The 24927-nt window shown below is 57.5% G+C and carries 28 protein-coding genes and 1 pseudogene; 23 read left to right on the forward strand and 6 right to left on the reverse strand.

The genetic code is table 11. The annotated features are described in order from the left end of the window. Positions 1-167: 167 nt before the first annotated feature. The 3 genes from NDI86_RS22295 (at position 168) to NDI86_RS20545 (ending at position 1447) form a co-directional block, all read left to right on the forward strand. A complete protein-coding gene (locus NDI86_RS22295) occupies positions 168-470 on the forward strand; it encodes a DUF8011 family protein (protein ID WP_470303465.1) in 303 nt (100 codons plus the stop codon). Between the two features lie 341 nt (positions 471-811). Then, positions 812-1009, forward strand: coding sequence for a hypothetical protein (locus NDI86_RS20540; protein ID WP_310902137.1), 198 nt, complete (start codon positions 812-814; stop codon positions 1007-1009). A gap of 12 nt (positions 1010-1021) precedes the next feature. Beyond that, on the forward strand, positions 1022-1447 hold the full coding sequence (locus tag NDI86_RS20545; protein WP_310902138.1) for a DUF5518 domain-containing protein: 426 nt from the start codon (positions 1022-1024) through the stop codon (positions 1445-1447). Between the two features lie 681 nt (positions 1448-2128). On the opposite strand, the gene NDI86_RS20550 is transcribed toward NDI86_RS20545, so the two are convergent. Both NDI86_RS20550 and NDI86_RS20555 read right to left on the reverse strand, forming a co-directional pair. Beyond that, positions 2129-2428 (reverse strand): DUF8011 family protein, encoded by a 300-nt coding sequence (locus NDI86_RS20550; protein ID WP_310902139.1) that lies wholly within the window; start codon positions 2426-2428, stop codon positions 2129-2131. Between the two features lie 260 nt (positions 2429-2688). Beyond that, positions 2689-3069 (reverse strand): hypothetical protein, encoded by a 381-nt coding sequence (locus NDI86_RS20555; protein WP_310902140.1) that lies wholly within the window; start codon positions 3067-3069, stop codon positions 2689-2691. 517 nt (positions 3070-3586) lie between these two features. Here NDI86_RS20555 and NDI86_RS20560 point away from each other — a divergent pair. From NDI86_RS20560 to NDI86_RS20585, 6 genes are all read left to right on the forward strand, one after another. Next, positions 3587-4615 (forward strand): Cdc6/Cdc18 family protein, encoded by a 1029-nt coding sequence (locus tag NDI86_RS20560; RefSeq protein ID WP_310902141.1) that lies wholly within the window; start codon positions 3587-3589, stop codon positions 4613-4615. Positions 4616-4845: 230 nt separating this feature from the next. Continuing rightward, positions 4846-5784 (forward strand): hypothetical protein, encoded by a 939-nt coding sequence (locus tag NDI86_RS20565; protein ID WP_310902142.1) that lies wholly within the window; start codon positions 4846-4848, stop codon positions 5782-5784. 2 nt (positions 5785-5786) lie between these two features. Continuing rightward, positions 5787-6101 carry a DUF8156 family protein gene (locus tag NDI86_RS20570; protein ID WP_310902143.1) on the forward strand — a complete coding sequence of 105 codons (315 nt, stop codon included), beginning with the start codon at positions 5787-5789 and terminating at the stop codon, positions 6099-6101. After that, a complete protein-coding gene (locus tag NDI86_RS20575; RefSeq protein WP_310902144.1) occupies positions 6101-6748 on the forward strand; it encodes a hypothetical protein in 648 nt (215 codons plus the stop codon). The genes NDI86_RS20570 and NDI86_RS20575 overlap by 1 nt, the downstream gene beginning before the upstream one ends. A 43-nt stretch (positions 6749-6791) precedes the next feature. Then, positions 6792-7184, forward strand: coding sequence for a hypothetical protein (locus tag NDI86_RS20580; RefSeq protein ID WP_310902145.1), 393 nt, complete (start codon positions 6792-6794; stop codon positions 7182-7184). 2 nt (positions 7185-7186) lie between these two features. Further along, entirely contained in the window at positions 7187-7747 is a 561-nt protein-coding gene (locus NDI86_RS20585) for a hypothetical protein (protein ID WP_310902146.1), read from the forward strand. A 24-nt stretch (positions 7748-7771) separates the two neighbouring features. Here the strand turns inward: NDI86_RS20585 and NDI86_RS20590 are convergent, their stop codons facing one another. After that, entirely contained in the window at positions 7772-9484 is a 1713-nt protein-coding gene (locus NDI86_RS20590; RefSeq protein ID WP_310902147.1) for a histidine kinase N-terminal 7TM domain-containing protein, read from the reverse strand. 324 nt (positions 9485-9808) lie between these two features. Here NDI86_RS20590 and NDI86_RS20595 point away from each other — a divergent pair, with 324 nt between their 5' ends. Together NDI86_RS20595 and NDI86_RS20600 are read left to right on the forward strand one after the other, a co-directional pair. Then, positions 9809-11974 carry a type B DNA-directed DNA polymerase gene (locus NDI86_RS20595; RefSeq protein WP_310902148.1) on the forward strand — a complete coding sequence of 722 codons (2166 nt, stop codon included), beginning with the start codon at positions 9809-9811 and terminating at the stop codon, positions 11972-11974. Positions 11975-12871: 897 nt separating this feature from the next. Further along, positions 12872-14122, forward strand: coding sequence for an orc1/cdc6 family replication initiation protein (locus tag NDI86_RS20600; protein WP_310902149.1), 1251 nt, complete (start codon positions 12872-12874; stop codon positions 14120-14122). A 214-nt stretch (positions 14123-14336) separates the two neighbouring features. Here the strand turns inward: NDI86_RS20600 and NDI86_RS20605 are convergent, their stop codons facing one another. Beyond that, positions 14337-14660 carry a DUF6788 family protein gene (locus NDI86_RS20605; protein ID WP_310902150.1) on the reverse strand — a complete coding sequence of 108 codons (324 nt, stop codon included), beginning with the start codon at positions 14658-14660 and terminating at the stop codon, positions 14337-14339. A 101-nt stretch (positions 14661-14761) separates the two neighbouring features. Between NDI86_RS20605 and NDI86_RS20610 the strand changes: the two genes are divergently transcribed. The 12 genes from NDI86_RS20610 (at position 14762) to NDI86_RS20665 (ending at position 21578) form a co-directional block, all read left to right on the forward strand. Beyond that, the gene (locus NDI86_RS20610; protein WP_310902151.1) at positions 14762-15109 is read left to right on the forward strand and encodes a ribbon-helix-helix domain-containing protein; all 348 of its coding nucleotides are present in this window, start codon (positions 14762-14764) and stop codon (positions 15107-15109) included. 79 nt (positions 15110-15188) lie between these two features. Then, a complete protein-coding gene (locus tag NDI86_RS20615) occupies positions 15189-15425 on the forward strand; it encodes an antitoxin VapB family protein (protein WP_310902152.1) in 237 nt (78 codons plus the stop codon). Between the two features lie 4 nt (positions 15426-15429). Then, positions 15430-15660: a PIN domain-containing protein gene (locus NDI86_RS20620; protein WP_310902153.1), complete on the forward strand. Its 231-nt coding sequence runs from the start codon at positions 15430-15432 to the stop codon at positions 15658-15660. Positions 15661-15812: 152 nt separating this feature from the next. Continuing rightward, positions 15813-17129 (forward strand): RNA-guided endonuclease InsQ/TnpB family protein, encoded by a 1317-nt coding sequence (locus NDI86_RS20625; RefSeq protein WP_310902154.1) that lies wholly within the window; start codon positions 15813-15815, stop codon positions 17127-17129. A 79-nt stretch (positions 17130-17208) separates the two neighbouring features. Beyond that, positions 17209-17340 (forward strand): PIN domain-containing protein, encoded by a 132-nt coding sequence (locus NDI86_RS20630; RefSeq protein WP_310902155.1) that lies wholly within the window; start codon positions 17209-17211, stop codon positions 17338-17340. 156 nt (positions 17341-17496) lie between these two features. Beyond that, positions 17497-17751: a toxin-antitoxin system TumE family protein gene (locus tag NDI86_RS20635; RefSeq protein WP_310902156.1), complete on the forward strand. Its 255-nt coding sequence runs from the start codon at positions 17497-17499 to the stop codon at positions 17749-17751. A 37-nt stretch (positions 17752-17788) separates the two neighbouring features. After that, entirely contained in the window at positions 17789-18208 is a 420-nt protein-coding gene (locus NDI86_RS20640) for an HVO_A0114 family putative DNA-binding protein (RefSeq protein ID WP_310902157.1), read from the forward strand. 296 nt (positions 18209-18504) lie between these two features. Then, positions 18505-19473, forward strand: coding sequence for a carbohydrate ABC transporter permease (locus NDI86_RS20645; RefSeq protein ID WP_310902158.1), 969 nt, complete (start codon positions 18505-18507; stop codon positions 19471-19473). Between the two features lie 246 nt (positions 19474-19719). After that, positions 19720-19863, forward strand: coding sequence for a hypothetical protein (locus NDI86_RS20650; RefSeq protein ID WP_310902159.1), 144 nt, complete (start codon positions 19720-19722; stop codon positions 19861-19863). Between the two features lie 466 nt (positions 19864-20329). Beyond that, complete coding sequence (locus tag NDI86_RS20655) at positions 20330-20464, forward strand: hypothetical protein (protein WP_310902160.1); 135 nt, start codon at positions 20330-20332, stop codon at positions 20462-20464. Positions 20465-20943: 479 nt separating this feature from the next. Then, positions 20944-21174, forward strand: coding sequence for a DUF7557 family protein (locus tag NDI86_RS20660; RefSeq protein WP_310902161.1), 231 nt, complete (start codon positions 20944-20946; stop codon positions 21172-21174). Then, positions 21171-21578 carry a PIN domain-containing protein gene (locus tag NDI86_RS20665; protein WP_310902162.1) on the forward strand — a complete coding sequence of 136 codons (408 nt, stop codon included), beginning with the start codon at positions 21171-21173 and terminating at the stop codon, positions 21576-21578. The genes NDI86_RS20660 and NDI86_RS20665 overlap by 4 nt, the downstream gene beginning before the upstream one ends. A gap of 9 nt (positions 21579-21587) precedes the next feature. Here the strand turns inward: NDI86_RS20665 and NDI86_RS20670 are convergent. Both NDI86_RS20670 and NDI86_RS20675 read right to left on the reverse strand, forming a co-directional pair. Further along, positions 21588-22181 (reverse strand): annotated as a pseudogene (locus NDI86_RS20670) (site-specific integrase). Positions 22182-22394: 213 nt separating this feature from the next. Beyond that, the gene (locus NDI86_RS20675; protein ID WP_310902163.1) at positions 22395-24836 is read right to left on the reverse strand and encodes a beta-alanine-activating enzyme beta-propeller domain-containing protein; all 2442 of its coding nucleotides are present in this window, start codon (positions 24834-24836) and stop codon (positions 22395-22397) included. Positions 24837-24927 lie beyond the last annotated feature (91 nt).

Genomic DNA, 24927 nt, shown 5'->3' on the forward strand with positions numbered 1-24927 from the left:
TGTTCGTTTCGCGCCAAAGCTTTTGAGGCATCCGCTCACTACGCACAAACTACCTTACGGCTGTTTCAGACAGAGATGGGTCTGAAGAATAGGATTTCAACAGAGCCGGCTGGACAGTTTTTGAGTGTGCCACACCTATTTACTTTGTCTGGAGAATAACTTGTTCTGTGCCCTCCAAAATCAAGGATGTAGTGTTTAGTGAGCCCTCCGGACGAGCCCAAGCGTTCGTCATGTTTGCTGCCTCGTTCACAATGTTAAGCATCTACATTTACTACGACGTTCTCCGCGGTGTTTCCAGCATCAATTCGCTTGTTATGGCGGTTGGATTCGCTCTGTCTGGACTTGCTGAGTCCCTCCCATCGGAGCGCCGACAGCTAGTAGGTGGATTGCGTGTCACCGCGATCCTTGTGCTGACCGGTCTACTCATCCTCATAATATTTGCTCCCGAAATGTTTCTCGGGTCACAGTAGTGGAGTCGTGTTCGATTTGCACGCTGACTGATGAGTGTAATCGCTCAAGACCCGGTGAAACAAAGAGGGAGTTCCAGTACCGATTTGTCCGAAGGAGATTGTGGTCGTGATTATCCCAGCATGCTCGAACTACCTAGAGATCAGTACAGGTCACGCACCTATCACGGCCAGCGACCACTTTTCAGAAGTCTATCAGAAACACCGTGCAAGATATAGAGGGTGTATTCAGCACGTGCATTCCGTTGGGGGCCACGGAGTCCAACTGAAGTCTGTGGCACCTCTCGAACGGTAGACATCGGACCACCAAGAGCATATTACCGACGCGGCAAAAACCACTAACTATGACGGATTGGTCCCTCCGTGACACCTTCGGAATCGTGATCGTGCTAGGAATCACGCTTTCGGCCGCGAGAGCCGTCGACGGCATCGCACAGGCGTTGGTCGTTCTGGTTGGTGTGGTGGTTGCCCTGCTCTGGATCGGTAATTTCGTTCTTCGGGGCTACACAGAGGCGCTCACGACACCGGACGCGGAAAACTGACCTCCCTTCGAAATGGCTTCCTCGCTTCGTATCCACAGTCTCTCCCCGGCGTGGCGATTCGCACTCATCGGTGTATCCGCCTCGCTCCCCGCCACAGTCGTGCTCAACTGGCTGCCGGACTCGCAGGCGACCGTCGGTGGGAGTGCCATGATCGTGGGGGCGTTCATTGCAGGTGGCCTCGCAGCAACCCGTTCGGCGGACTCAGGTGCAACTGGACTTCGCGCTGGACTCCTCGGTGGCGTCATCGGTCTCCTCACGTTTGTCGTGACTGTCGATACGACAGCGCCGTGGCCGGTGTCGAGAGTCCTCTTCTGGGGCTTGTCTGGGATTGCAGTCCTGTGCGTTGCCCCGCTGTTTGGTCTGGGATGCGGTCGCCTCGGTGGGTGGGTCGCAAACGCGGTTATCTCCGACTCGAAGACCGGCGCGGAGACATCGTAGGAGCTCCAGAGACGAACGGTCGCTTCCAGTAATCACCTCTTCGACGTCTTTCAGTACCGATGTGACCGACTCAGAGGGTGTGTGCAGCATGGGTTGCTCCGCTCGCCCGATTCGTGCTTGGTATTTACCAGTCACTGAGAGGACTACTGACGGACTGTCAGTAGCGGCGTGCGTGATACGGGGGCCGTTTACAGGAGCGATCTATACCCACGTGGAGATCAGAGGGGTGCTCAACTCGACGAGCGCCGCTGATAGAGCGTCCAACCAACCGCAAAGATAGCGACGACAGCACCTACAGCGAAGGGGATGGTCCCTCCAGTCTCTCCGAACCGCCAGCCAAAGACAGTGTAGCCGACGATTGCGATGAGCGCAACGGCGATTCCGATGTATTGGAGCGGCTTTGACTGCGAGGACCGGCCGGGCATATTACAGACGTGTCTCTGATTCCTGAAGTAGCTTCTCCTGGGTCGAATCTCGGACCTCCGCTGAGGGGTCTATCGATCAGTCTCAACTGGGACAAATCACCGGGCGAGGGGAGCGCTCTACGTTGATTAACCCCTTCGGCTACTCTCCAGTGGCCGTCGTCAGTAGCGGTGTGCCCGATACAGAGGGTGTATTCAGCAGGGTACTTGTGAGAACCGCTTTCTCACAACGCCGGTGGACTCGAAGGCCTTCCAGTTATCACGTAGTGATGAGGTCGGGGACGACGAAGATGATTACGAGGAGACTCACCAGTACAGTAAGCGCCGTGACTCTCAGGACGCCGGCTTCCCGTCGACGGGGTTTCGGCAGGGATTCGGCAATTCCGGAGAGCGCCATCCCGACGATCATAAACAGACTAGGGTAGAACAGTGTCGCCCCTTCTACAATGATGTAGTACCCCTGCTGCCCGGCCAGCAGGAGTGCGCCACAAAGGAAGACCAGTCCGAGGGGACGTCCAGAGGGCTCGCTGAACAGCGTTTGGTCGATGAGGGAGGGCATCAAGCGTGTAGTTACCCACGTGAAATAAATAGGGACTGTGTTCGCCCGCGGGCTGCAGGATTGTTCATACCTGTGCCGAGCGAACGGTGTCGGTGGCTCTGACCGACTCGCGCCCTGTATCTTGCACGGTTATCAGAATATTAAACGGATCTGATAGCACATTCTGTGTTCGGTACGCATCCGGTGTGAGCAGCGTATTCGCTCAACAGACGGTGAAACAAATGATGAATTCGTGGGAGATTCATTAGAGTCGTTGCTCTCTACGCTATCCGATAGTATACCACCGAACCGTCCCCAGCTTCGATTTCTTTTGTGGTCACAATACCTTCTTCGACGAGTTCATCAAGGGCCTCGTCAACGTCGTCGATAACCATCGTTGTGGCAGTGACGTTCCCAGCAAGGTTGATCAGGCCATCAGCGAATTTACCGAGCGGGTTCTGCGTCTGATGCATCAGCGCAGGCGTGAAATCAGCACCGAGCACGATCTCGCGCTCGGTGAAGGCCTTGTCTTGTCGTTCACTCAGAAACGAGGTGATGAGGTCTTTCTCGGTCTCGATGGGACCTTCTTCGTCGTTCGAGATGGGATCGGCACCGCTAGCTTCGACAGTCCCCGCCTCGAATTCGTCGTTAGATATCGGCATTCGTGTGTGTTGTACAGAAGGCCACGATAATTAATTGTCGGGCACCGTGAGTCTTGGAATTTAACAGACGCAGGTGACGTCTGCTCCGCCTTGAACGGCGGGTTTCTCTCCCCGAACACAACAGATTCGACTCGAAGCGACAGATATGCACCCGCTATGAGCAGTTTGTGCATCCCAGTAGTTCCGGAACCAACTCTGTGAGAACTGTCCTCTGGCTCCATATCTACGTATTCGATATCTGGTTGCGCGTGTCGCGCTATTCAGAGGTGATGGTCCCTGAAGCGTATCTGAGGAATAACTGCTCGTGATTATCTCACTAATCAGGACAATACTCTGGAGACCCCTCTGAGCCTATCGCTGCCTTTCCGGAAACCCCGGAAAACAGCAACTTTCCGGAATGAGAATCGCTCGACAGCGATTGAATTGTCGAATAGAGCGACCGGTAGCCACCTTGTTTCCGGAAGTTACCCAGCCACCATTATATGACGTGCTAGACAACCAATCTACTGAGCAATCCATGATTCGCGATGCGCGTGTGCTTCGGGCAGGATTCATACCGAAGGAGATTGAGCATCGCGACGCCGAGGTCAACCACCTCTCCAGCGTGCTCGAACCAATCACGACCGGAGAGCCTGCCGACACCGCCATCGTCACCGGCCCCAGCGGCGCCGGGAAGACCTGCATCTCGAAGTTCGTCACCGAACGCCTGCGCGAAGAGGTCCTGGACATCGAGACAACCTACGTCAACTGCTGGCGCAACTATACTCGGTTCCGAACGCTCTACCAGATTCTCGACGACCTCGGCCAGACAATCGATATCCACCGGCAGTCGACGCCCCATGACGAGCTCGTCGACCGTCTCCAGCAGTACGACGGACCCCGAACGGTGATCATCCTCGATGAGGTCGACCAACTCGAGGATCCGGGAATCCTCTATGACCTCCACAGTTTGGAGCAGTTCGCACTGATCTGTATCGCCAACAAAGAGGAAGAGTTGTTCAGTCGCGTCGACGACCGACTCGTGAGTCGCCTCCGCTCTAGCGAACACGTTCGGATGGACAAGTACCACGACGAACAGCTCTATGACATCCTCCATGCCCGCGCAAGATGGGGACTCAACGAGGACGCCATCACCGACGACCAGCTCTATCGCATCGCTGACGCGGCCGCTGGCGACGCCCGTCTCGCAATTGGGATTCTCCGTACCGCCGCTAGCGAGGCTGACAGAGAAGATGCAGAGGGAATCACCAACGAAATGCTGTTGGACGCTGCGGATGACGCCCGGGCACAGATCAGGCAGACGAGTCTCGATTCGCTCACACCGCACCAGCAAACCGTCTACGAAATAGTCCACGAGGCCGGGCCGCTCGGTCCAGGAGCCATTCACGAGCGGTATCGCGACGCCGTCGACGACCCCCGAACGAAACGGACTGTTCGGACGTATCTCTCGAAAATGGTCCAGTACAATCTGCTGGAAGCCCACGGGACGAGCCGTGACCGCCAATATTCCGTCGTCACCGAGCCAGTCAGTTCGCCGGCGAACTGAATCCCACGCAGCGATTCGACGCCACGTTTGAACTATTAACCAACAGCCGGACAGACGGGAGCCGAATTGTTGGTTAAGCTGTCGCAGCGGATTCCGGAGACGTTCACGGAAGCGGACGAGAGATGAAAAATTCCGGGCACAGCAACCTGTTGGAGATTGCTACGGTCGGTTTCCTGAAACGCGGAAGCGACACGCCGCGGCTTATCGGATTCGTGGACCTCTACTCACGTATGTCAGACAAGTCATCCTCGAATCGCTTAGAGGTTGAGCAACCAACGCGAGGAGCCGACCGGAACCGGCCTATTCCCAGCCAGCCCGATACAGCGAGCGACGACAACCTGTTTCCCTCTCTCGATGACGGCATCACGCTGTTGGACGTCGACGGCAGTAGCGGCGTGCCAATTCTGCAGTCGCTAGTCCTCGATCATCTACTCATGCACGACGGGCCCGCTTTCTGGGTCGGCGCCAACGGACACGCAACGACCACCACACTCTCACGGATCGCTCCGAGCCAACGGTTGCTCGACCGAATCCACGTTGCACGCGGATTCACCGCCTACCAACATTACGGCGCAGTCTGTGACCTCCCGGAGGCAGTGAACCACTGTATTCAGGAATCGACGACAGGGGACAGCCTGGGAGGGCGACGGGCCACGGATGGCGACGGGGAGACGTCTCCGCACACACCCTCACTCATCGTCGTCCCAGCCGTCGATGCGCAGTACCGCGCCGACGATACCCTTGGAGAGACACACGCCGAGACACTCCAAGTCCGAACCCTCGCCAAGCTAACGACCTATGCTGAGGGGTACGATATTCCGGTGCTCGTCACCCGAAGCAAGGGCGATGAATTCACGACGCCGGTTGCGACGGTCGCCGACCACCAGCTTGAGTGCGAGCAAACCCAGATGGGGCCGCGAATCAGTGGTGACGACTTCGAGACGCTTCTCTATCCCGTCGACGACAGCACGTACTACCAGACGACGTTTGCCTACTGGCGACAACTGCTTGCGGCACGCGCCACGCAAGTCGGAGTCGAACCAGCGACGCCGGCGCCGTCGACCCCAGAGGGTGTCGGGACAGGCGTCACAGCTGACGGTGAGACGGTATCGGCCACTGCCGACCCATTGCTCGATGCGTGGACAGCGACCGGCGCTGGAGGCCGATAGCGATGGGGCGCACGAACCCGACGTATCGAGATGCGCTCCGAGCCATCGAAGAACGCTGGGCGGAGTTCCGCCGGGCACTGCGGCGTCGTGACCAACCACGGTTCGACCGGCTGTTCGAGTACGCCCGCGAGCACGCCGACGCGAGCGGGCTGTTGAACCATCAGAATCCGCTGCTGCCGGCGCTGCTCAGCATCGACCTCGAACAGGAGGCCCGAATCGACGAGCACGAAGCACGTCTGGAGGACATCGAGGCCGCACTAGAGAACGGACACGGCGATACCATCTCAGGCAATGTGCCAAAGGAGAAGGACGACTGATGGCCGCTCTCAGCACCGTCGCGTTCGATATTGAGACGACCGGATTTACGACGACGGATCAGCTCACTGTCGTCGGCTTCGACGCTGACATCAGTTCGCGGGTATTTCTGAACGTCGACGAGCGAAGCCCACCGGACACACTCGAAGCTCGACTCAATGACCGAATGCAGTCGCCACTCACGCTCTCATTGCACCAGCACGAAGCGGCACTGCTCGACAGCGTCACAGCCTTTGTCGAGTCGACACTCACCCAGCGGGAGATCAAGCTGGTTGCGTACAATGGCGAGACGTGGAAGGGCGGCTTCGATCTGCCGTTCCTCCGGACGCGACTCAGCATGCACGACCTCGAATGGCCGTTCGCCGGCTTGCCGTATATCGACGTGATGGACGTCTTCAAATCGCGGTTTAACACGACTGAGAACACGCTCCCGGCGGTCTACGACGAACTCATCGACGACGGGATCAGTGAACTGGATCCGTTCGCGGACAGCGCTGAGACCGTAGCTGCATGGGAGGCCGGCGAGTTCGGATCCGTTGTGTTACACAACGTCGCCGACATCCGCCGAACGCGAGCACTGATGAATCTGGCTGAACGGTACTGCTCGAAGTCCGATTTCTCGATGAAATCGCTTGACCCGGTCGTGTGAACAGCGGGGAATCTAAGTATGTGTAGACTCTACACACGAGTTGATGGCCGAAGAGAAAACGCGCGTCGATTTCAACGCTCCAAAGTCCCTCGTCGAGCGTGCCGACAGCGTCGTCGAAATCCTCGATATCTCCCGGACCCGTCTTCTCATCGACGCACTGGAGGACGAATTAGAAGAACTCGCAAACGACGAGGAGTTTCGCCGGCGACTGAGCGCCGCCTACTATGACGGCCGTGTCGACTACGAGACGGTCGAAGCGATCCTCGGCCGTGAGGAGGCGATGCGATTGAAGCTCCTTCGAGATTCGATTGACCGGACACCCGCTGTACCAGAACTCGAGGACGACCTCCCCAGTGATGAGGAATTTTACGACGGCGAGATTGCCGAATGGACTGATTCGGAGTCGTCCGGTATTGACGATGAACCACAGGCGTGACGATGTCGGAGCGCCCCGTTGCTGTCGTCGATACGAATGTACTGTTGAACCTCGCAACAGCGGTCGTCGACGGACGAACACAGGCTCCTTCCGGTGAGGACCCGTTCAAAGCGCTCCTTACGGCGTACGATGTCCACATCCCCGCAAGCGTCCTCGGCGAGGTCACCGACACAACAGGCGACGATGACCTTCTCGCCGCCGCTGGGGACCTCGTACTCCAAGCGGTTCACCATCTGACGACCCACGAGGTTGACGGCCAGACCGACGAGCCACTCGACTACGGGCTGGATCGGGGAGAGTCGGATTGCATCTGGCTGGCTAACGAGTTGGCGGCGGATGTCTTCATCACGGATGAATTCAACACGACGAACTACTTGTTCGTCGCGCTCGCACTCAACGACCGGAATACGCTCTTCACTACCCCACAGATCCTCTGTACCCTCGCAACGCATGAGATTCTCGCTGAGGAATACGTCGACGCAGCGCTGACGTACTATATCGAAACAAAAGGGTGGGATGCGCAGTACGTGACTCAACTGCGCCAACGGTACCTCGGAGAGTGAAATCGATGCTGCCAGTAGTGGCAGCTATCCCTCGCTGAGAGCGTCTGCTGAATCGGGGTTATTTTCTCGGATGTCGGCGGGGAGTGTAATCGTCGCGACGTTCCCACCATCGTAGCCGAACGTGAGTTCGCCACCGACTGCAGTGACAGCCCAATTTACGATCCAGAGGCCAATACTGCGACCGTGTTGTAGCGGGTGCTCCTCGTCTGCATCCAGGGCTTCCAGCTCCATCTCCGGAATCCGGCCGTTGCTATCTCGAACTTCGAATGTGACCGCCTCTTCTGCCGGTGTGACAGTGCAAGCTAATTCCGCAGTCGGAACCGAATCCACCGAGTGACGAATCGCGTTTTCAGTAAGTGTCCGCATCGCAAGCGAGAGAACAGTTGGGTCTGTAAATACGTGGTCGGGTGCCGAATCCGTCTGCACAGTCACGCTCGCCGCGGGATATGCCTCACGAACATCCGTTCTGACGGCCTCCAGCAATTCCCGACAGTCGATAGGCTGCTCATTGAGTTCATCGTCGATGATACGTTCAAACTCACGCATCTGGTCTGAAATCGACAGGAGGCGGTCACTCGCATCGATGATGGAGTGCATCTGTTTGCCTAATTGTTGGTCGGCCCAGTTCGATTCGACAGAGTCGGCGTGGCCTCGAACGACCGTCATCTCGTTTCTGAGATTGTGCCGCAAGACACGGTTGAGGACAGAGAGCTGCTGTCGTTGCTTCCGTTCGGTCGTGATATCGTACAGAACGACGATACCGCCGACAGTCGAGTCGTCAGCGGTCTCCAGTGGGGTGTACGAGACACCGTACGTACGCGAGCCAAGCGACAGTTCCCCGCTACTGCGGAGTGACGCTAATTCAGTGCCGACCAGCGACGAAAAGCTCTGAGGGAGTCGCTCCCTCGATGTCTCGAAGAGTGACTGAGCACGGTCGTTGAGCTTGACAACCCGGCTGTCTTCATCAACCACGAGCAACGGGTCATCCAAGTCATCCACAGCACTTCGCTCCGCCGTTCGTTGCGTGACGGGATTCGTCTCGAACATCGACGTGCTCGAAAAGGCGTAGGCGTCGAAGGCGACGTGCGTAAACAAGAGTGCCGGCGTGAGGTTGAGCTGGGGATACGGGCCGATTTGCCCGAGCCAGAGGATCAACACCACCGACACGGGAATCGAACTGAGTACAACAGCGATGGTCTCGCGACGATAGACGGACCCATAGGCGACCATCGTCTCAACGAGCAAGAGCACACCAATGCCTGCCATCGTGAGGCTCGTGATAACGGTCGCGTAGCCCAGCGGCTGAATCGAATACAGCACCGTCCCGAGGTCGAACAGCGGTGCAAATTGAAAGTCCCGCCAGAGCAACGTGTGGAACGGTGTTGTGAGACCGAGCAGTGCTGTCGCAATGGGCGAAACAAAGAGTACCGGAATCCACCGTTCCTCTGTTACAGTACTTCGACCGGTATACTCGAGGGCGAACGCGAGAAAGAGCGGCCCGGTGCAGTTCATCCCGATCCATGACAGTGCCTCAGCGGCCGCTCGAAGCTGTGGGTCGGTCAGTACGAGACCAACGCCATAGGCGAGTGCCCAGATACCTTGCGAACTCAACGAGGCCATGAACCACGTCGCACCAGGTCGCCCTCGGTGTCTGGAGAGGTATGCCGCTAACCCGAGGCTCGCAATCCCTGACGCGATGGACAACCCGACGATACCGCCGCCAATCAGCCCTACCACGGTCGTTTCGTGAATATACTGTGTCGGTGAGATATTTAACCTCCACGCCCACAGTATCCGATTTGATTTTGAGTGCGGTATGTCCGATGAGAAAGTTACTGCCAGTGAAATATTAACCAACAACTTTGCTCAATCACGACTGATTGTTGGGTAACTGCTGCCAGTTGTAGATGCTATCTCCTTTCCAGAAATCGAGTCAGAGTAGTCAGAGGGCCATTTTGCCCAGTCAATAGGGAGATTATACAATTCCAAGAAATCCGGAAACGACACGCCTCGGATTACGGTGCGTCCAGCTAGAGATGTGGCACGAAGAGATGATACGCAATGTCTTTCACCATTGACTTTCTGGACGACGGACGCGTTTTGGAGTGGGAGGCAACTGCCGACGGCGCCGTTGCGACCGAGCGCGATGACTACTCCCCACGCTTCTACGTGGCCGCTCGTGACCCGGAGACCGACCTCGACTTCACGACTCTCCAGTCACTGTACGACCAGCATCCGGACGTCGTCGCGACCGAGACGGTTGCCCGACAGCCCGGCTTTCGACGAGACGAAGAGCCCGTCCTCGCCGTCGACGTCGCCCACATCGACCGCGTCACCTCACTCGCTCGGCAGGCGCGCCAGCTGTCGGACTATCCGGTCGGCGATCTCGCCTGCTTCAACGTCGACTTCTCGCGGGAGTTCCGGTACTGTTTGGAGAACGCGGTCGATCCCACGCCGGCGAGCGAGCTGTCTACGCTCCGACTCAGCGTCTCAGTGACCGAAACGAACAACGAGGTCTATGGGGAACTCTCCGTCGCCGGCGACACCGTCACGGGCTCGCCGACAGAGCTTCTGACCTGCGTTCAAGAGGCGCTCGATACGCACAACCCGGACATCCTGGTCTGCTCGACGAGCGAGATACTCCCGACGCTGTACGAGATGGCATCGTCCGCTGGCGTGGAGGACTTCACACTGAGCCGATGGCCCGAGGTCGATTACCAGCAACTCGCCGGTGCATCGACTTACGCCAGCTACGGTCAAGTGGGCCATTCCCCAGCGCGGTATAACGTGCCCGGTCGGGCAATCGTCGACGAGTCGAACACGTTCTTCTACGGGGAGACGAATCTCGACGGCGTTCTCGATCTTGTATCGCGCTCGAAAAAGCCCGTCCAAGAACTCGCCTGGGCCTCTATCGGGAACGTGCTTACGGCGATTCAAATCTGTGAGGCCCACGACCGGGGCGTCCTCGTGCCGTGGAACTCCTGGCGTCACGAGTTTTACAAGCCGATGGGGACGCTCCACGACGCCGACCGCGGCGGGTTCATTTTCGCGCCGGAGGTCGGTTTCCACGAGGATGTTCACGAACTCGACTTTTCGAGTCTCTACCCGAATATCATCTGTACGCGAAACGTCTCACCGGACGTCATCCGGTGTGACTGCCACAGCGACCGTGACGATGTGCCCGGACTCGGGTACTCGATTTGTGACGAGCGTGGCTATCTGGTCGACGTGTTACAGCCCATCATCGATGCCCGAGACGAGATTAAAGCGGCCATTGGTCGAGAACAGCAGCGAGACGAGTCCGACCGGGAGCGACTCGACGAACTCGAAGGCCGCTCGGGAGCGCTGAAGTGGATTCTCGTCGCTTGCTTCGGCTATCAAGGATTCAGCAATGCGAAATTCGGGAGAATCGAGTGTCACGAGGCGATCAACGCGTTCGCTCGCGAGGTGCTGCTGACGGCAAAACAGCGGCTGGAGGCCGGCGGCTGGCGGGTCGTCCACGGTATCGTCGACTCAATATGGGTCACGCCCGATTCAGCCATCGACGACGCTCAGCGCGAGGACCTCGAGGCGCTCGCGACGGACATTACCGAGGAAATCGAGATTCGCCTTGAGTACGAGGCTCACTACGATTGGGTTGCGTTCGTGCCCCAGCGCGAGAGCAACACCGGCGCGTTGACGAAGTATTTCGGGAAAATCAGTGGCGAAGAGGAGTTCAAGCTCCGGGGCATCGAGGCTCGCCAGCGGTCGACACCGCCGTTCATCGAAGCGGTTCAACGGGAGTGTATTGGGGTGCTGGATGAGACTCGCTCACCCGACGCCGTCATCCGCCAGCTCAAAACGGCGATTGCGAGCCTGCATTCCGGCGAGGTGGCAGTAGACCGACTTATCGAACGGAATCGAGTCTCGAAACCACTGGAAGGGTACACACAGAATACACAGAACGCGGCCGCGCTCAGACGAGCTCGGGATCAGGAACTGGGTGTCCATCCAGGACAGGACATTGAGTACGTGGTCGTCGACGATCAGAAGTCATCTCGCGACCGTGTCGCCTTAGCGCACGAAGAGATTGCGGAATACGATCCGGAATACTACGAGACACAGCTCGTTCGTGCTATCGAGAGTGTCCTCTCTCCGAAAGGGTGGAATCGGACAGATATTCGACGGGGGCTCGCTGAAACAGAACAGCCCCCTTTGAGAGCCTTCTCTCGAACTACCGATTGTTAACCAACAGCGGGCCATCGTGAGAAGGCTGTTGGTTAATATACGAGACGGGAGGAAACTTACGACAGACAGTCCACGAATCAGAAGACACACACACCTGATTCCGAGTTAGTAGCGTCCAAAGAGTCTACCCGCTTAGATAGCAGGGAGTTGGGAGAGAAGGGTGACGTGAAGAACGGCAGTTCTAGAGGTTCTAGCAACTGTTCGCAGTCTTGTCTCAGGTAGTAGCAGATGCTTCTTTCTTCTACTCTAGCTAGTTTACTACCCTAGTAACTAGAGAGAACACACCTGATTCCGAGTTAGAGTACCACTCACAGCACTCAACTCATACGTTTGAACTGGAACTAACTCGGAATCAGGTGTGTGTGTCCCCGCCTATCCCCTCTAAGTCTGACACCTCTCGACGATTTCTCGTTCTCTGTTCGCTCACCCGACTCTGAACTAACTCGGAATCAGGTGTGTCCCTTCCCGATGGGCTAACAGAATCGCCACACTGCGTGCTAGAACTAACTCGGAATCAGGTGTGTACCGGGGGCCCTCTACTGCGGACTTCTCTCTGGAAAGATATGCTGCATCGATTTCTCTCGGTTGTTAGGTGAAACGTGAAACTAACCTCGATGGTCAGCCGAGGACTGACCACAACTCTCAAACTAACTCGGAATCAGGTGTCTCTCTGCATAGCCTCCTTGGAGCTGGCACCACTAGACTGTGATATGGTATCTATGTCGCAAATGCTATCTAGGACACTATCACGGCCTCTAACTCGGAAACAGGTGGGTCTATACTAGATTCCAAGTTACTGTAGTGCTCCTTCAAACACCGGCTGATAGCTGATAGAGCCTCTCTCTAACTCGGAACTTAGTCCAAAGTTTTTTGCTGGAGTTGGATTATACATGCGGTATGGACGGCAGTGAGAGCAGTGACCTGGACGAGCCTGACGAACTCTTCCAGGCCGTCGACGAATCCGGCGGGGACGATATCTTCGCGAACCGCGAGCTCCTCAACATCGATCACGTTCCAGACGAGAACCGAATCGTTGGTCGGGATAAACATATCACGGAGCTCGCGAACGAAGTCGGCCCCGTGGTAACTGGGGCGCCGCCGAACTCGGTCATTCTCTACGGGAAGACTGGCTCCGGCAAATCGCTCGTCGCCAATCACGTTATGGAGCGAGCACGGAAGGAAGCCAATCGGCGTGGATATCGTATAGCAACCGTCACAGTAGACTGTGCTCAGTCGAAAGGTGAGGCTGATACTATCCAAACAATCGCCGAGTCGATCAACACGCCCAGCACTGGCGTGTCTGTCCCGACACGAGGTATCTCGACGAACGAGTACTACAATCGTCTGTGGGCCATTCTCGACACGGAGTACGACGGTGCCCTGATCACGTTAGACGAGGTTGACCGACTTGGTGACGATAACGTGTTGATGCTCCTCTCCCGCGCTCGCGAAGCTGGCAAGGTGGACGTTCCTATTGGAATCATCTCGATCTCGAACAAGGTGAACTTCCGCGAGCAGATGACCGAGCGTGTCAAGAGCAGTCTCGGACACAACGAATGGATTTTCGACCCGTACGATGGTGAGCAACTCCGCGAGATTCTGGAAAACCGCAAAGACGCGTTCCATGATGATGTCCTCAACTCGGGCGTTATCCCGAAAACAGCGGCACTCGCAGCTCAGCGCCACGGTGACGCCAGGAAGGCGATTCGCCTTCTTCGCCACGCCGGCGATTACGCCAAAAACAACAATATCGGTGAGGTCACCGAAGATCATCTTGAACTCGCACAGGAACAGGCTGAAGTTGAGCGCCTGAAGGAATTAATCGCTGGTCTCCCTCCCCATAGCAAATACGTCTTGTACGCCCTTGCGAACCTCACCAACGATGCCGGAACAGACGACGTCTGGTTCCGGACAACAGTCATCTACGACATCTACACCAAGGTCTGTGAGGCACAGGGTACGGACACACTCACGACAGACACCATCCGTGGGCTACTCAGCGAACTTGCGTTCCTTGAGGTGACCGAGTCTAATCAGGAACACGGTGGCATGGGTAAAGGCACGTACAAGGAACATCGACTCCTCTGGGAGCCAAGCGTCGTGTTCAAAATGGACCCTGATCCGGCCCACGTCGATACCGATCAATAGCTCCGGAGACAGTGGTTTGGGGGTGGAACCACCTCAAAAACACCCATCCCTTCGGCTGTTTTTCACCGGAAACCCGGTGTCCGGTGATAGGCTGGTTAACCAACGAACCACACACTGTTGGTTAAAATGGCCCCACTGCCAGGGAGAATCTTTGAGACGTTATTCTCCTAAGCCAGCAAGGTTGTACAAGGGACAGGGGTGTCCTGAGTTGTTATCACTCGTCCGGGTCAACCGGCCCTTTGTACTTCGATTTCACCCTGTCGCCCTCGCGCCACTGCCAGTAGTAATAGCGGTTCTCGTTGATCTCCTTGGTTGTGATTGTTGCCTTTGACGGGACGTCGTCCGGGGTGTCGTCCGACCGCTCGTCGGCTTCATTCTCGCCTGCTTCCTCTTCGAGACGTATCTCGCGAGCTCTGTGTTCTGCCAGCTCGTCGGCGTAGCGTGCGACGTGTTGGAGCCGGTCTACAGCATAGCCGTTGAGTGTGTTGACGATATCTGACGGGAGTTCCGCCGGCGGCGTCGGTGGCTCGTAGGACATCAACAGTCGCCTCGTATTAACCAACAACACGCGCATCGGCATAGATTTGTTGGTTAATACACGAACGACGTCGCTAACGCCTCAGAGAACGGATCTCGACTATGACAGCGAGCAGAGCGCATCTATTTCGTGATATTCGACTGTACGAACTCGCCTGCCAACTCGCAGAAAACGACGGCCGTCTCATCCCGGACGAGGACTCGACGAAAATCGACGTTCGCGTCCCGCAGAAGTTGGTCAAGCAGATCGACGCGGAATACGAGGGGCGCGGACACACGTCTCGATCCGAGGCAATCCGCGACGCACTCCGGGCCTGGGTGGACCCGCCGATTCGACTCTCCGAAGCGGTCCTTGAGGACCTCGAAACCAGCCGCAAGCAACGCGAACGTGGTGAGACATACTCTCTCGACGGGGTTGCGGACAAGTACGGCGTCGACATCGACGAGTAAGTCGTACACGTCCATAACCGAACGTGGGACTGTGCGTTGAGGAACAGTGCTTTGTCTATCTGCATACAACTGTATGCACATGTCGAAGAGCATCCGTCTCTCCGAGGACGCCTACGAGCGCCTCGCCGCTCACAAAGGGGAAGACGAAACCTTCTCCGAGGTGGTTCTCCGCCTCGCCGGCGAGCGATCACTCCTCGAACTTGCGGGTATCCTCAGCGACGAGGCGGCCGAATCACTGCGTGACGCCGTCGACGAACGTCGCGAACGGCGCGGCCGCGAGCTCGAACAGATTGCCGGCGAGCTAGAGGACGCGTAGCGTGTTGCTCGACACCTCGTTCCTCATCGATTTGATGAACGGCGACGAGGACGCCGTCGAGAAAGCGCGTGAGCTGGAAACCGATCTCGTCCAGCAACGGCTCTCTTCGATGACACTCTTCGAACTGTACTATGGCGTCGCTCGAGCGACGGACTCGGAGGCGGAACGCGAGAAAATCGAACAGGTTCTCGCATCGAAGCCAGTCTACCCAGCCGATTCTGCGATTATACGCTGAACAGGCGCAATACCACGGCCTTTAGGCCGTGGATACGCGCCGTCACTCAGTGACCCATCCCACCAACTCCGACAGGACTGGATATTCCACCGTTCCCAATGCGAGCTTTTACAAGTGGGACGAGTATAAGGGATTATAGAGATGTTCCACGAATGTTGGAAGTCCACCGCACTCATCGAGCGAGAATCCGCAACCACTCACAGGTGGCGGAATCGCTCGACCGACACGGGTGGAGTGCCAGCAAGCTCTGGAACGTTGCCAACTATCACTCCCGAGAAGTGTGGGAGGAGACGGGCGAGATTCCCGACCACGAGGAATTGAAAGACGAGTTGAAGGGTCACGACAAGTACAAGGGACTGCATAGTCAGTCCAGTCAGCGGGTTCTGGAGGAACTCGCTGAAGCCTTCAACTCGTGGTACTCCTCGGATGACGACCGGGACAACCCACCCGGCTACCGCAAAGAAAACTACTACGACTCGCAAGGCCATCGCGTCCACGAAGAACACCCCCGTTCGACGGTGACGTGGAAACAGAACGGCATCCGCCACGACACCAAAAACAACCGCGTCAGGCTCTCGAAAGGTGCTAATCACAAGGAGCATCCCCGAGCGTGGGAATACATCCTTGTCGAATACGAAACCCGCCCCGGTGTCACGGTCGAAAACCTGCAACAGGTCAGAGCCGTCTATGACCAGCAGAAAGAGCGATGGGAACTCCACCTCGTCTGCAAAGATGAGATTGAGACGCCCACCGCTCCCGGCAACGAAACGGCAGGTATCGACCTCGGCATCAGCAACTTCGCCGCCGTCGCGTACAGTACGGAAGATGCCGACCTGTACCCCGGCAACCGCCTGAAACAGGACGGGTACTACTTCCCGAAGGAAATCGCCAACTGCGACGACTCTGGTGGTGAACGGGCCACTCGCTTGCACCACAAGTGGTCGGAGCGTCGAACCCACTTTTTCCACTCCCTTGCCAAACACATCGTCCAACGGTGTGTTGAGAAGGGTGTTGGCCGTATCAACGTCGGTGAATTGGAAGGCGTGCGCGAGGACGAGAACGGCGACTCGAAGAATTGGGGCAAGCATGGCAATCTCGACTTGCACGGGTGGGCGTTCGACCGCTTCACTAACATCCTTGAATACAAGGCGAAGGTCAAGGGTATCGAAGTCAGGGAAGTGTCCGAGAGAGACACGAGCAAGACATGTTGCATCTGCGGGAAGGAAGACGAGAGCCAGCGTGTCGAACGTGGCCTTTACGTGTGTGAGTCATGTGATGCGGCGTTCAACGCTGATGTGAACGGGGCGGAGAATATCCGCCACGACATCAACGAGGAAAGTAACTCCGAGTCTTCCGGGCAGCTTTCCGGGGATAGGAGTACCGGCTGGTTGGCACAGCCCGCAGTCCACCTGTATGACCTCTCCTGCGGATTCCAACCGCAGACAGAGGTGGTGGACTGCAAACCCTAATATCCCAACCTCGGGATTCCTCCGCCTTCAGGCGGAGGAGGATGTCAAGCGGAAGGCTGGCCGTCGTTCTGGCGAGTTGATGAACGACGGAAACGCCGTCGCCGACGGTGACATGAGCATCGGCATGACCGCCGAGGTCGTCGACGAACCCGTCCTCACACGGAACGTCGATGACTTCGAACGCCTTGGTGTCGATGTCGAGACGTACTGAGGAACTCTACACAATCGGGCCCGTCGACGCAACGGCCTCACTGTCGCTGGGCCTGGACCCGACGCCGGAGACGACGCAAGCATCGCTGGCAGTCAGCGATTAGCGGTGTTGTGATTCGCAACAACGCTTAAAGCGTTGGACCCAGCACCAACACGTGTGACAGGGGACGATGCACAGCAGATTATCAACGTCACGCGGGACTTCGGTGACCGCTACGCTGAGATCACTGCCTATCGAGTCCCTACGTCCGACCGCTATCCAGAGGGCATCAAATACTCGATGCAGTACGGCAACGCTGCCGGGGAAACCATCATCCGGTACGACAACTTCCCCGACCACCCCGATGCAGCACACCATCACAAGCATCGGACTGACGGAACCGTCGTCGATGTCGACTTCGATGGACTCTAACCCCTCTTCCAGCGGTTCAAATCAGAGGTGATTGACCGTGGCCACGACTGGTAACTCCGACACGACCGACCGCACGCTCCATATCCGATTCCGAGAGGGTAGTGACGACGACCTCGAGGATGCCCTCGCTGCACTCGACCGGGGCGAAACGCCTGACCCCCATCTCGAAGTCGTGTATCACGACCCAGCCGATGTCCATCGGGTCACTCGACCGAAGTCACTCGCGCTCTTGCGGGCAATCGTCCAGCACGACCCTGACAGTATCCGCGAGACCGCTCGCCTCGTTGAGCGCGACGTGAGTCAGGTACACCGAAACCTGACTGAACTCGAGGAACTCCACCTGGTGGCGCTCGTCGACGACGGCCAGTCGAAGCGACCGTCGGTTTGGTACGAGGCAATCGATATCGATTTGCCGCTCGTGACTCCGGATGTCGGGTCAGACGAAGCAACGGCGTAGTTGGTCTCGCTCTCGGAATGTTCTAAAGCTCTTCTCATGCCGTCACTACGCGTCTTTCGAATCGGTCAGTACAGGTCACGCAGCTACCACGCCCAGCGACCACTTTTCAGAAGTCCATTAGAAAACCGTTTCTCTGGACGCGCAACACCCAGTTGACAGAAAACCACTGCCGAACAGAGAGTACTCTCCAACACCCAGGTGAACGGCGATACATTCCCAGCACTATAGTCGACGTAACCTGGTGTTGTACACCGTAGCGAAGCGTTTTGACTCCAGTAGGCGAACTCGCCGTATCGATGAAACCGCCAAGACAATCTGAGGTCTCACTTCATCGGGACCACGCCGACACAGACCGGGAGACAGTCCGTGGACAACGGTTAGCCCGACTCGCGAACGCGTACGGAGACACGTTCGCTCGCTACTGTTTCCGGTTCGGACTCGGTGTCAGCCTCGTTTTTTCGCTGTTTCCGCTCTACTGGCTACTCGTCGTCGCACTCACGCCACATCCCACCGTCTGGACGGGTGTGGGGCTGTTCCCGGAGACGATTTCGCCGCAGGGATTCTTACTCGCCACGCAGACGGTAGACTGGGGTCTCGCCCTGTTCAACAGCCTGTTGATTTCGGTGGTCACGACTCTCTTCGTCCTCCTCGTGTCGATACCGGCCGGCTACGCTTTCGGACGGCTGGATTTCTACGGGAGGCGACCGCTCCTCGCGGCGGTGCTCCTCGTGGCGGTGTTCCCGCCGGAATCGATATTTATCCCGCTGAGCGACCTGTTCCGTGGGTACACAGGCGTTTTCGGAATCTCGCCACCGGCGCTGTTCGATACGCACGCAGCGGTTATCCTGCCGTCGAGTACTCTGTTGCTGCCGCTCGCGATTGGCCTGCTCACCGTCTTCTTCGCTGGTGTCCCCGACCAACTCGAAGACGCCGCACGCGTAGCGGGTGCGACGCGACACCAGGCGATGTGGCGCGTCGTGTTCCCGCTTGCCCGACCGGGAATCGCCAGCGTCGCGACACTCGTGTTCATCGAGAGCTACACGGAGTACTTCTTTACGTCGTTCATGACGGCCGGCGCGTGGGGGGCGGGATACACCGTCCAGACTCGACTCCACGAAATCATCACGCCGATATGGCAACTCGGCTTTCCGAACATGGCTGCTGTCGTGGGACTCGTCGGCCTCCTCCCGTCCCTGGTCGTCGTACTGTACATGTCAGGCAAACTCGATGGCTGGCTCTCGGAGTGGGGGCAGGCGATGCAGTGACTGTCTTGACCGAGTCAGTAGGGACGAGGCTGAACCAGACATGACCGCTTCTGAAGATACCGAGAACGAGGCTGAAACAGAGACATCGTCTCCTGAAGGTCCGGTGCCGGTTGCTGGCCGTCAATGTGGGCGGGAACGAAGATTATCGAAGCATACGTTAGCTCAAGCCGTTCGGGAACCGCTGTATTAGAGGCTATTTGTCGAGACGAATCGCTCTCACTTCAATCAGGGGAATCAGTCCAACCCGTGCGTGAAGAGGACGCTGGGGAATGTGGAGTGACCCTATTCATCGACGAACAGGTGTACAGTGAACGGGTCGAAGGTCACGCCAGTGTTACCCTGACAGTCAGGTGTGACGGCGAAGTTGACGAGGAGAGAGTTGTGCTTTGATACTAATGCGAACTGAAGGCAAATTTCATCCGTGTGACTGAGTCTTGTTGTGGCTATCGGTCAATACGCACACCTACTTAACGGTCAATTCATTATAGCTGAGGTGGAACTATCGGTGCGAATCGTTCCGTGACTCCCTCGTCGCTCATACCCGATTTCTACCGGCCTTCACCCACGCGCGTGCTTCAGATAGGAGTCGAGGGGTCCCCGGGGACCACTCCGCAAAACAATACTACCGCGTGCCCCTGCTCGAGCCGACCGACAGACCGGTATCGGGCGTGCCATCTGCCCCGTACTACGTGTCGTCGACGGCGTCCTCGTTGCACAGGGAGGGGGTGAACCGCCGCATTTGCCGGCAAAATCGGCTTCTTTTCTTTCATGCGGTTTCGTGCCCGACTGACTCTTGGACTGCCGCCCTCGCAGCGACACTTGAGGTCGCCACGACACCGCAGCGAGGTCGCCTTCGATGCGCGTGGTCAGCTTCTTTCCGAAGACAGTGACTGTCCTCGACGAAGCGCACAGCGCACGATTTGCTCGCGACGGCGCCGTCCGACTCGGCGGGCACGAACGCGGCGTCGGCCGGCCGCTGGTGCCGCTCTAACGCGCGTGTATCTGTTGGACGCACAGGGGTCCCCCCGGGGCGCGGGCGTTGGAGGCTACTGCGCCTCCCTGCTGATGTGACTGGTTTATCTTTTCTCTCTCTCCGCTATATATACGAATTATTGTAACATTAGAGCGGACAACCAATTCCCTCGAAAATCGCAAGACAGCAGTCGAGTGAATCATATCTGAATCAGTTACGGAGCTAACTGATTCACCGATAATCGCAGGACTACGCCGGACGAATCACCGAATAATGCATCTCTTTATCTCGCCCCATAGAATCGCCTGGATTCCGGGCTATGTACGGCATGCCAGTGTTACATTCCCAACACACTATTGACGGCCGATTCATTCGGCTTCCTCACATATCCACCGCGGCGAAAGTAGCGTTGATGTCATCAGTATGAGACCGATATTGAGAATACCTTGTGGGACCCAAATCTTGATTCCTGTCGGGTGTCAACGCTGTCAACAAGGATGTCACATCAAATCCGTCTTGAAGACGATGTGTACGAACGAATCAAGGCGACCAAGCGCGACGACGAGTCGTTCAGCGACGCTGTGGAGCGACTTATTGGTGGGCGCTCGCTCAGCGACCTTCGCGATGTATTCAACGAGGACCAGGTCACTGAGATGCGGGATGCTATCGAGCAAGCCGACCAGCAGGACCGCGACGAGGTCCGTGACGTCGCCGAGCGGTTCGAATGATTGTCGACACGAGTTTCATCCTGGACATCATCGACGGCGTTGAGGCGGCCGTCGAGAAGGAACGGGAACTCGAAGCCGAGAGCGTTCCACTGGTGATTCCCTCGATGACTGTGCTGGAGTTGTATATTGGCGTCGGGAAGGTAGCGACCACACGCGACGAACGCCAGAAAGTCGAGGCCGTGCTTGATTCATACCCGCTAATCGATATGACTCCCAGTATCTCCCGCCGCGCTGGTCGGTTGCTCGGTGAACGCATGGCTGCCGCGGACGACGGCGAGGGGCCTGGTCTCGGAAAAGGCGACGCAGCAATCGCCGCAACTGCTCTGGAACGCGATGAGCCTGTTCTCGCGGCTGACAGTCACTTCGGGACCATTCCAGGCGTGACACACGAAAGCTACCGATGACGGCTCAGATCACTGTTCGAGTTCAGCAAACGCCTCGTCGATGACCTCCTCGCTCGGAGCGTTCAGGTACGGCTCACTCGCGGCGAAGCTATCCCACCCGCCGACGGACATCACCACTCGCGGATTTATCTGCTGGTCGACCAGGAGCCGCTGGGCGAACCGCCGGCGGAGGTCATGGGTGGAAACCTTCCGGAAGTCGTCGTCGCCAGTCGCCTCGGCAGCTCGGGCAGCGGTCCGACGGACGACCGCTCGAACCCGGGCTGTTTCAAATCGATGTAGGGGTCTCCCGGTGCGATGTTGTGCTCGTTCTGGTAGCGTTGGAGGTCGCGCTCGACGCTGGCGGGCAGGTACGCGTCGCGTGGCTTGCCCCCGCTCCCGCGCGTGTCCTTACCTGTTCGACGCGCAGACGGTCTGGCCGCTCTCGGTTTCCTTTACGTCGACGGGGCGGACTTGCGGCACCTCGAAGGCGCGGAGGCCGACAAACGCGCCCAACTGCACGATGATATCGTCCCGTTGGCTGTTCGTCGCTCGTCGGAGGTTCTCGATCTCTCCATCGGTGAGCCAGATCTTCCACCCGTTTCCCTCAGTCGCTTCGATTCGCATTACGATTAGTTTAGTTTCCGCTAGTAATGGAGATGTTGACCGGTCCGACACACCGTGTTTCGAGTGTAATCCGGGGGAGCCTGTTACGACTTATTAGACAAGTCGTAGCATATTCGTGTGTGAGTACTGGGTGGGCGTAATCCTGTGCACATATTGATTCTCTGAACTCCACCGGACTCGGTTGACTCCGGGTCTCTATGTGTAGGCCTGTAGCTACTGCTCTGATAATGCGTATACGTTGTTGTCGAAGCTCCCGACGTAAACGGTGTCACCAACTACTGCCGGCGACGAAAGCACTCGCCAACCGCCAGTTTCATACGACCATTGTTCGGTACCATCGTCGGCCGATAACGCGTAGACATTGTTATCGCTGCCTCCGACGTAAACGGAGCCATCGACCACTGCAGGCGACGAATCCACAGGCAACCCAATTCGGTAGGACCATTGTTCAGTACCGTCTTCGGCCGATAACGCGTAGACTTCATTGTCGTGGCTCCCGACGTAGAGGGTACCATCGACTACTGCCGGAGACGACCACACTCGAAGATCAGTCTGGAAGGACCATTGTTCGGTGCCGTCGTCGGCCGACAATGCGTACACGCTATGATCGTCGCTCCCGACGTAAACGGTGCCATTGACCACTGTCGGCGACGACCGCACCTGATCGCCAGTCCGGAAAGACCATAGCTCGGTACCGTCCTCAGCCGACAACGCGTAGACGTTGCTGTCGCTACTCCCGATGTAGACAGTACCATCGACCACGGCCGGCGATGACCCCACACGGTCCCCAGTCCGGAAGGACCACTGCTCAGTGCCGTCGTCGGCTGACAAGGCGTACAAAGTGCCGCCGCGCCCCCCAACGTAGACGGTGCTATCGACCACTGCTGGCGACGAATACTCTATTGGTGCGTCAGTCTGGAAGGACCATTGTTCGGTGCCGTCCTCTGCCGAAAACGCGTACACACTGCCTCCGAAGCTCCCGACGTAGACAGTGCCATCGACCACTGCTGGCGACGACCGCACCCAATCCCCAGTTTGGAAGGACCATCGTTCGGTCCCGTCGTAGGCCGACAACGCGTACACATAGCCGTCGTTACTCCCGATGTAGACAATACCATCGACCACTGCCGGAGATGACGCCACACTATCCCCAGTCTGGTAGGACCATTGCTCGCCGATAGGGGTTTGAGGGCCCGTTTCGTCCGGGGTCGTCCCAGTGTTTGCAATATCATACTGGAACATAGGCGCCCCATCAGCGGGTGTATAAACAGTCATGATAGTCGTGGCGGTGGCTGTTCGGCCTTGTGAATCAGTAATCCTGAGTCGAATCGTCTGTTCTCCGGGCTCACTAAATGACTGCCTGAGTGTTTCTTCACCCTCAGAAAATTCTGTACTGGTACTGACAGCCCACTCATAACTCTCCAGTGAGACATCCTCCCCAGTAGTGGACTCGTTTGCTGAGAACGTGACTTCCTGACCCGCTGTCGGATTGGCAGGTGTGACAGAGATGCTCGCAGACGGTTCGACTGGATGGTTTGGAGCCGCAGTATCCTCTACTGGGACAGCAGCGGTCTCATCTGTTGGGCCAGGAGCAGTTTGGTCGTCTGAGTCAGCGGCAGTCAGTTGTCCACGCGAAAGGAACCAACCAGCTCCGCCGAGGACTCCCATCCCGAGAAGCCCAACCGCTGCACGGCGGGTCACATTCTTCTCATCCGTGTCATCTGACTCCGCAGGTTCATCGTCTTCCTCGCCCGTGACATCATCGGTGGATTTAGAGCTAGCTGTCACGCCCTCGTCGTCACCTTGTTTACCGGCGTCATCGGAGCGGAACTCGTCGGGAATGAAGGCACTGAGAAATGCCCGACTGAACGAATAGGGTGAGTCGTAGCGGTCCTCGGGGCGTGTCGAGAGTGCCTGCAGCACCACGTCGTCGAGTTCGCCGGGAATCGCGTCCTCGTACTCACTGAGAGGATTCGAAGGCCCATCTCGGATTGCCTGGTCAAGATCGGCGCCCTCGATAGGCGGGTGACCGGTCAGGGCGAGATAGGTGACAGCGGCTAGCCCATACACGTCGGTCTGTTCGGTTGACTGGCTGGGGTTGTTCAGGAGTTCTGGCGCGGTGTAGGCTGTCGGTTTGAATTCACCAACGGCAGCTTGGACGGCAGCTTCGAGCCCGAACCCGCCGACGTGGACAGTCGGATTGGCTGTCTGATCAGCCGCGTCTGGAATGTAGATATCGTCCGGCGAGAGATAGCCGTGAACGGTGTTGTACAGCCCGAGCGTCCGGAGCGCGTCGGCGGTTTCACTGATGACGGTTTCAATCGCCTCGGGAGAAAGATTTGGTTGGAGAGTCGCGAGCGTGTCGCCGTCATGATCGGGCACAGCAATCCAGGGCCGTGGCTCGGTACTACGGTCCCGAATCGTGAGGATATTAGCGTTGGCGCTGGCGTTGTACCACTGGTCACTCACTCGCGCGAAAGCATCGACGGCTGAATCTATCTCGTCGAGCTCTGGGGCTAGCGTAAGGATACGAACTCGCTCGTCTGTTTCAGCCAGTATGCCAGTATATTCATGCAGATACTCCCCGGACTCGGCGAGTCGTACATCCGATAGCGCGTCTGTCTCATCGTCAAAGTTGTCAGCCGGCCCACTCATTCAGCCTAACCATACGAAAACAGCCCTAAAACACTGCCGACAGCCTCACATTTCGTCCTCGCTGGAGACAGCCGTTCCTCAGTTGGGAGGT

Source organism: Haloarcula onubensis, assembly GCF_031624605.1.
Lineage (GTDB): Archaea > Halobacteriota > Halobacteria > Halobacteriales > Haloarculaceae > Haloarcula > Haloarcula onubensis.

What these genes read in the sequence shown, in the direction of transcription:
- NDI86_RS20540 (WP_310902137.1), top strand. Translation starts at nt 812, where the DNA reads ATGACGGATTGGTCCCTCCGTGACACCTTCGGAATCGTGATCGTGCTA.
- NDI86_RS20545 (WP_310902138.1), top strand. Translation starts at nt 1,022, where the DNA reads ATGGCTTCCTCGCTTCGTATCCACAGTCTCTCCCCGGCGTGGCGATTC.
- NDI86_RS20550 (WP_310902139.1), bottom strand. Translation starts at nt 2,428, where the DNA reads ATGCCCTCCCTCATCGACCAAACGCTGTTCAGCGAGCCCTCTGGACGT.
- NDI86_RS20555 (WP_310902140.1), bottom strand. Translation starts at nt 3,069, where the DNA reads ATGCCGATATCTAACGACGAATTCGAGGCGGGGACTGTCGAAGCTAGC.
- NDI86_RS20560 (WP_310902141.1), top strand. Translation starts at nt 3,587, where the DNA reads ATGATTCGCGATGCGCGTGTGCTTCGGGCAGGATTCATACCGAAGGAG.
- NDI86_RS20565 (WP_310902142.1), top strand. Translation starts at nt 4,846, where the DNA reads ATGTCAGACAAGTCATCCTCGAATCGCTTAGAGGTTGAGCAACCAACG.
- NDI86_RS20570 (WP_310902143.1), top strand. Translation starts at nt 5,787, where the DNA reads ATGGGGCGCACGAACCCGACGTATCGAGATGCGCTCCGAGCCATCGAA.
- NDI86_RS20575 (WP_310902144.1), top strand. Translation starts at nt 6,101, where the DNA reads ATGGCCGCTCTCAGCACCGTCGCGTTCGATATTGAGACGACCGGATTT.
- NDI86_RS20580 (WP_310902145.1), top strand. Translation starts at nt 6,792, where the DNA reads ATGGCCGAAGAGAAAACGCGCGTCGATTTCAACGCTCCAAAGTCCCTC.
- NDI86_RS20585 (WP_310902146.1), top strand. Translation starts at nt 7,187, where the DNA reads ATGTCGGAGCGCCCCGTTGCTGTCGTCGATACGAATGTACTGTTGAAC.
- NDI86_RS20595 (WP_310902148.1), top strand. Translation starts at nt 9,809, where the DNA reads ATGTCTTTCACCATTGACTTTCTGGACGACGGACGCGTTTTGGAGTGG.
- NDI86_RS20600 (WP_310902149.1), top strand. Translation starts at nt 12,872, where the DNA reads ATGGACGGCAGTGAGAGCAGTGACCTGGACGAGCCTGACGAACTCTTC.
- NDI86_RS20605 (WP_310902150.1), bottom strand. Translation starts at nt 14,660, where the DNA reads ATGTCCTACGAGCCACCGACGCCGCCGGCGGAACTCCCGTCAGATATC.
- NDI86_RS20610 (WP_310902151.1), top strand. Translation starts at nt 14,762, where the DNA reads ATGACAGCGAGCAGAGCGCATCTATTTCGTGATATTCGACTGTACGAA.
- NDI86_RS20615 (WP_310902152.1), top strand. Translation starts at nt 15,189, where the DNA reads ATGTCGAAGAGCATCCGTCTCTCCGAGGACGCCTACGAGCGCCTCGCC.
- NDI86_RS20625 (WP_310902154.1), top strand. Translation starts at nt 15,813, where the DNA reads ATGTTGGAAGTCCACCGCACTCATCGAGCGAGAATCCGCAACCACTCA.
- NDI86_RS20630 (WP_310902155.1), top strand. Translation starts at nt 17,209, where the DNA reads ATGAACGACGGAAACGCCGTCGCCGACGGTGACATGAGCATCGGCATG.
- NDI86_RS20645 (WP_310902158.1), top strand. Translation starts at nt 18,505, where the DNA reads ATGAAACCGCCAAGACAATCTGAGGTCTCACTTCATCGGGACCACGCC.
- NDI86_RS20655 (WP_310902160.1), top strand. Translation starts at nt 20,330, where the DNA reads ATGCGCGTGGTCAGCTTCTTTCCGAAGACAGTGACTGTCCTCGACGAA.
- NDI86_RS20660 (WP_310902161.1), top strand. Translation starts at nt 20,944, where the DNA reads ATGTCACATCAAATCCGTCTTGAAGACGATGTGTACGAACGAATCAAG.
- NDI86_RS20665 (WP_310902162.1), top strand. Translation starts at nt 21,171, where the DNA reads ATGATTGTCGACACGAGTTTCATCCTGGACATCATCGACGGCGTTGAG.
- NDI86_RS20675 (WP_310902163.1), bottom strand. Translation starts at nt 24,836, where the DNA reads ATGAGTGGGCCGGCTGACAACTTTGACGATGAGACAGACGCGCTATCG.